Annotated in this window: 4 protein-coding genes and 2 pseudogenes; 2 read left to right on the top strand and 4 right to left on the bottom strand. The window is 33.5% G+C overall.

The window, feature by feature from the left end; all coding sequences use genetic code 11:
• Positions 1 to 81: 81 nt before the first annotated feature.
• From UIB65_RS05415 to dmpI, 3 genes and pseudogenes are all read right to left on the bottom strand, one after another.
• Positions 82 to 341, bottom strand: a pseudogene (locus UIB65_RS05415) (hypothetical protein); the annotation flags it as partial.
• 650 nt (positions 342 to 991) lie between these two features.
• Positions 992 to 1,207 carry a hypothetical protein gene (locus UIB65_RS05420; protein WP_330040090.1) on the bottom strand — a complete coding sequence of 72 codons (216 nt, stop codon included), beginning with the start codon at positions 1,205 to 1,207 and terminating at the stop codon, positions 992 to 994.
• Positions 1,208 to 2,130: 923 nt separating this feature from the next.
• Complete coding sequence (gene dmpI / locus UIB65_RS05425; protein WP_330040092.1) at positions 2,131 to 2,319, bottom strand: 4-oxalocrotonate tautomerase DmpI; 189 nt, start codon at positions 2,317 to 2,319, stop codon at positions 2,131 to 2,133.
• Positions 2,320 to 2,383: 64 nt separating this feature from the next.
• On the opposite strand from dmpI, the gene UIB65_RS05430 reads away from it, so the two are divergent.
• Positions 2,384 to 2,851, top strand: coding sequence for a deoxyuridine 5'-triphosphate nucleotidohydrolase (locus UIB65_RS05430; RefSeq protein WP_330040097.1), 468 nt, complete (start codon positions 2,384 to 2,386; stop codon positions 2,849 to 2,851).
• Positions 2,838 to 4,370 carry a thiamine pyrophosphate-binding protein gene (locus UIB65_RS05435; RefSeq protein WP_330040094.1) on the top strand — a complete coding sequence of 511 codons (1,533 nt, stop codon included), beginning with the start codon at positions 2,838 to 2,840 and terminating at the stop codon, positions 4,368 to 4,370. The genes UIB65_RS05430 and UIB65_RS05435 overlap by 14 nt, the downstream gene beginning before the upstream one ends.
• Positions 4,371 to 4,375: 5 nt before the next feature.
• Here the strand turns inward: UIB65_RS05435 and UIB65_RS05440 are convergent.
• Positions 4,376 to 4,577 (bottom strand): annotated as a pseudogene (locus tag UIB65_RS05440) (hypothetical protein); the annotation flags it as partial.

Consider the following 4,577-nt stretch of genomic DNA (forward strand, 5'->3'; position numbering starts at 1 on the left):
AATGGCAGTGAAAAAATTAATTAAACTTTTTCAACGATAACCAAGTTAAAAAAGCAATATTAATTGAATCTGTCTGAACCTTTGTCTGTAGTAATTTTCTACTTTGTTGGATGTTTTTTCTATATTTTCATTATCTAAGTGTTCTACATATCTATGGAAGTGATTGATAGTGTGTTTTCTGATGAAATCTTTTAATACAACTGGAATAGCTCTGTAATTTTGTAAATATTGTTTAAATTGCTCGTTGCTTCTTGTTTTGAATTTTGTCTGAAGCAATTTTTCAATTCTTTCGTATTTTCGTAAATATAGTCTCTTGCTTTTCCATTAATCTTGTTCCGTCTATTTTTGAAATATTTTCTACATTGTCCTGACAGGTTAAAAATAGTTTTTAAAAGGTTGGGTGTGATGTATTGTAAAAAATAGGGAGGAAAACCCTTATTTTTCGAATTTTTGTGTGGTATTGCAGATTTGCTTATTCGCAATCTTCTTTTTCTTTTTCCTGTTTTGCTTTTAGGTTTTCAATTCCAATGATCATATTTTTCACCTCGAATAATTGTGGGATGTGGAAGTGAATTGATGTTATGTTGGAGATTACAATTTCACTTCCTGTTTTATTATTTTTTTGTAATGTAATATAAATCTTTCGCTAATTTTTAGGTATTCCTAAATTTTTTAGATATTTCCCATTCCCATGTCTGTTAATATATGTTATATTGAAGTAACCTCTATTCATTAGTGACAGGTGTGAACTCAAGTTAATATTCTAATGGCGACCTTCAATATTTTTGATGCTATATTTATAACTGGAAGTTTTAATTCATCAAATCTATATCACTTTATTTGAAAATGCATTTTTTACCATTATAGTATGAAGATTTTTTTCAAGTAAATCCGGATTCTTCTTTCATAGGTCATGAAAGCTTAAAAATTATTTCAGTTTTGGCAGTTGTGCAATAAGTTAAGTCAATATGTTTGTGGGTGTTGGGTGGTGTCATGTCTTTTCTTGTGGATAATGAGTTTTGTTGAAACTGACCTTTTGGCCATGATGATTCCTGCAGGATATCAATAATGGCATCTCAGGAATTTTGTCAAAGTTTTTCACAAATTTCATAAATTGCCGGTGAGGGTCATGATTTTTCATTTCAAATTCTGCAATTTTTTGAGGATGTGCTTTTTCAATCTTTTCTGATTTTTCAGATATTTTCATTTATTTATCTGTTATTCATGCTGAATTTTGCAAATAATCGCTTTTTAGCCATTATCTAGAATGAAATTTTTTTACTATACTTCATTTATTTTTCCTTAAATTCGATTTTTTCCCATAATTTCCTTCGGTTTTGACAATAATTTTTGATCGTTTTTAGTTTAATGATTGGAAGTCATAATATTTCCCGAAATTGAAATTAAAATAATATGTTAAAAATATATTGCATTTTTTCAATCTGGCCTTAAAAATTTATCAAAATTCGATGAAAATTTTTGCCGATTTTGACCAGAATTGGCGAAAATGATTCACAGCACTTCAAATCAAAAAAATGCCATCTATAAAATGTTCCATTATCATAATCAATTTTTGGATGGGTCAATCATAAATATTTTTAAGGGCTTCATTCATATCTCTCAAATCAAAACAAGTGTTGGGACAAATCATTTTTAACACATTCAAACTGGCTTTCTGTAAGAATTTCACTTCCCAGTAACTCAAGATTTTTGCCATATTCTGGCTTTTCTCACATCAATATCAATATTTTATGAAATTGCCTTTTTTCATGATTAAATATAATGAAATAATTCAATTTCAACATTTGGTAAGAAAATCATAATTTATTTTAAAAAATTCTGATTTTTAAGCCTTTACACTTGAAATGTACCTCTCTATCATGATTTGTTAGAATAATGTTCATGTGAAAAATAGCATTATTCCGTAAAATGTTTGCAAAGATTTCCGATTGAAATGTGGTTAAAAAAGTTGATGATGGGTGTCGGATTGTCGGTTCAATCCAAATTTTTAAATACCTTCCAATACTATATAGTACTGTGTTAATGTAGTTTAACACATTTAGTCTGTAAATTTTGGGAATTTTGATTTGTTTCAAAATTCCCTTTTTTTATAAATCTTTAATGGATTGATTATCCCCTATCAGATAATAGTTCACCGGCCACTCCAATGCTTTCCTTTGGATAGGCTTGAACCAAAACGGTTATCGCTTCGACAGGCAGATCGTAAGCATCTGCAACTACTTTTGACACGTTTTTTACCATTTCTCTTTTTTTCTCTACACTTATTCCATCGTTTCCAGCTATTGTTATTACAGGCATTTTATCACCATTTAAAGTTTATAATGTAGGTGATATAAATAAATTATTAAAAGGTTTTGATATGATGCTTGGTGAAAAAGAACTTGTAAAACTGTTTCCAAATTTTAAGGATTTGGTTCAGCCTTCAGGCATAGACCTGGAGCTGGACAGGATTTATACTCAGGAAAGTGAAGGTTCACTTATAGACAATGAAAAAATTTTGCCTGAACTTAAGGAGATGGAAGGTGAAATCTTTACCTTAAAACCACACACGGCCTATCTGGCAAGTATTAAAAGGAAAGTTAAAATTCCAAAGGGCTATACGATGCTATACCTTCCACGATCAACTCTTCTTAGGTCATTTATCTCCGTTCAAACTGCAGTGGGAGATCCGGGCTTTTACGGAACTTTGATGTTCATGATTTATAATCATGGGGACTTTGAATATAAAATCAAGTCCGGAGACAGAATTGCCCAGGCTGTTGTCTTTCCGGTTGAAGGGTCAGGTGAATACAACGGATCTTATCAGGAGATGGAAGATGAATGTAAGTGAAAGGATGGTTGAAATCCTGGCTGAAGAGGGAGTCGAAAACATATTCGGAATTCCTGGCGAGCAGATTATGCCATTTTATAAGGCTCTTTCATCTTCAAAAATCAACCATATATTGACAAGGCACGAACAGGCAGCAGCACATGCAGCCGATGGCCATTACAGATCCAGCGGAAAATTTGGAGTATGCATTTCAACAGCTTCTCCGGGAGCATTGAACTTTACCATGGCCGTTGCAACAGCATTCAAGGACAACATTCCTATTCTGGTATTGACAGGAGACAATGAACTCAAATATCGCGGAACTGACTATTTTCAGACAACTCCTCAAGTGGAAATCTTTAGAAACATAACTGTCGAGTCATATAATCCACTCAACGGCACTGAAGCATTGTATGTATTAAGGGCTTCCATTTTTGCACTGAAAAACAATCCGAAAGGACCGATTCACATCAACCTTTCAAAAGATGTTTTGATGAGCACTGATTTTGAGGACTTTGAACTGTGTTATCTGTGTGAAGATGATTTGTCAAACATTTCAAAGGCTCAGGAACTTATTGACAAGTCCAAAAAACCCTTGCTTATTCTGGGTGCAGGTGCAAGATCCCAAGCCCAAAATATCAAATTGATTGCGGAAAAATACAATATTCCTGTTACAACAACATTTCATGGAAAGGGAATCATTTCCGAAAATGAGGATATCAATTTGGGAATGGTTGGAACACGCGGAACTCCACAAGCGGGATATGCATTTGAAAATGCAGATTGCATAATTGCACTTGGCATTAAAGGCAGCGAAAGGACACTTTCACAAATCCCTGACAATCTGATTCATGTAAATATCAACCCTGATGTTCTTGTTGGCGACTATCCTATTCATGGCAAGGTTGAAGATTTTCTTTTGAATATTCAGTTCAGTGAAGTTGACTGGCTGGGTGAAATTCTTGAAATTGACAATGATGTGGTTGTTGATGGAATTCATGATGACTTGAAACCTCAGGCTGCAATCAATGAGATCCTGAAAAGATTTTCGGATAACATTGTAGTGTCTGATGCCGGAAGCCACACAACATGGACAACACTTTTGAAAAGGTCAACAAAGCCTGGTCAGCTATTGTTTTCAGGTGGCCTTGCACCGATGGGTTATGGACTACCTGCAGCTATTGGGGCAAGCATAGCCAGTGGCGAGAAAATCATTGTCATAAACGGTGACGGTGATTTTCAGATGAATATTCAGGAATTGGCAACACTCAAGGAAAATAATCTGGATGTGGTTGTTTTCATTTTGAACAATTCGGAATTTGGAATCATCCGCCAATGGCAGGAATCATTTTATGATATGAAACCGTATCAAATCAGTTTGCAAAATCCTGACTTTGTAAAATTGGCATCATCATATGGTATTGATGCCGTTCGTGTCGATACTTTGGATGACTTGAAATTGCTGTGTGAAAAAAATCTCACAGGACCTCTTGTAGTTGAAGTGGTTGTGGAAAGTGAAGACGTTCCATTGCCAAAATGATTTTTTCATATTTTTGAAATCATGTCTTTGCTGAGTCCTGTGTATTGTATTATTTTTTCTATTGGAATGTTGTCTTCTTTTAGTTTTTTGGCTATGTTTTGTTTTTCTTCGTTTAGTTTTTTGGTCATGTTTTGTTTTTCTATGTTTAGTTTTTTGGTCATGTTTTGTTTTTCTTCGTTTAGTTTTTTGGTCATGTTTTGTTTTTCT

The sequence above is a fragment of the Methanobrevibacter sp. genome (genome assembly GCF_036307625.1).
In the GTDB taxonomy this organism is placed as follows: domain Archaea; phylum Methanobacteriota; class Methanobacteria; order Methanobacteriales; family Methanobacteriaceae; genus Methanocatella.

Coding starts and splice junctions, on each gene's coding strand:
- dmpI (WP_330040092.1), bottom strand. CDS start 2,319: ATGCCTGTAATAACAATAGCTGGAAACGATGGAATAAGTGTAGAGAAA.
- UIB65_RS05430 (WP_330040097.1), top strand. CDS start 2,384: ATGCTTGGTGAAAAAGAACTTGTAAAACTGTTTCCAAATTTTAAGGAT.
- UIB65_RS05420 (WP_330040090.1), bottom strand. CDS start 1,207: ATGAAAATATCTGAAAAATCAGAAAAGATTGAAAAAGCACATCCTCAA.
- UIB65_RS05435 (WP_330040094.1), top strand. CDS start 2,838: ATGAATGTAAGTGAAAGGATGGTTGAAATCCTGGCTGAAGAGGGAGTC.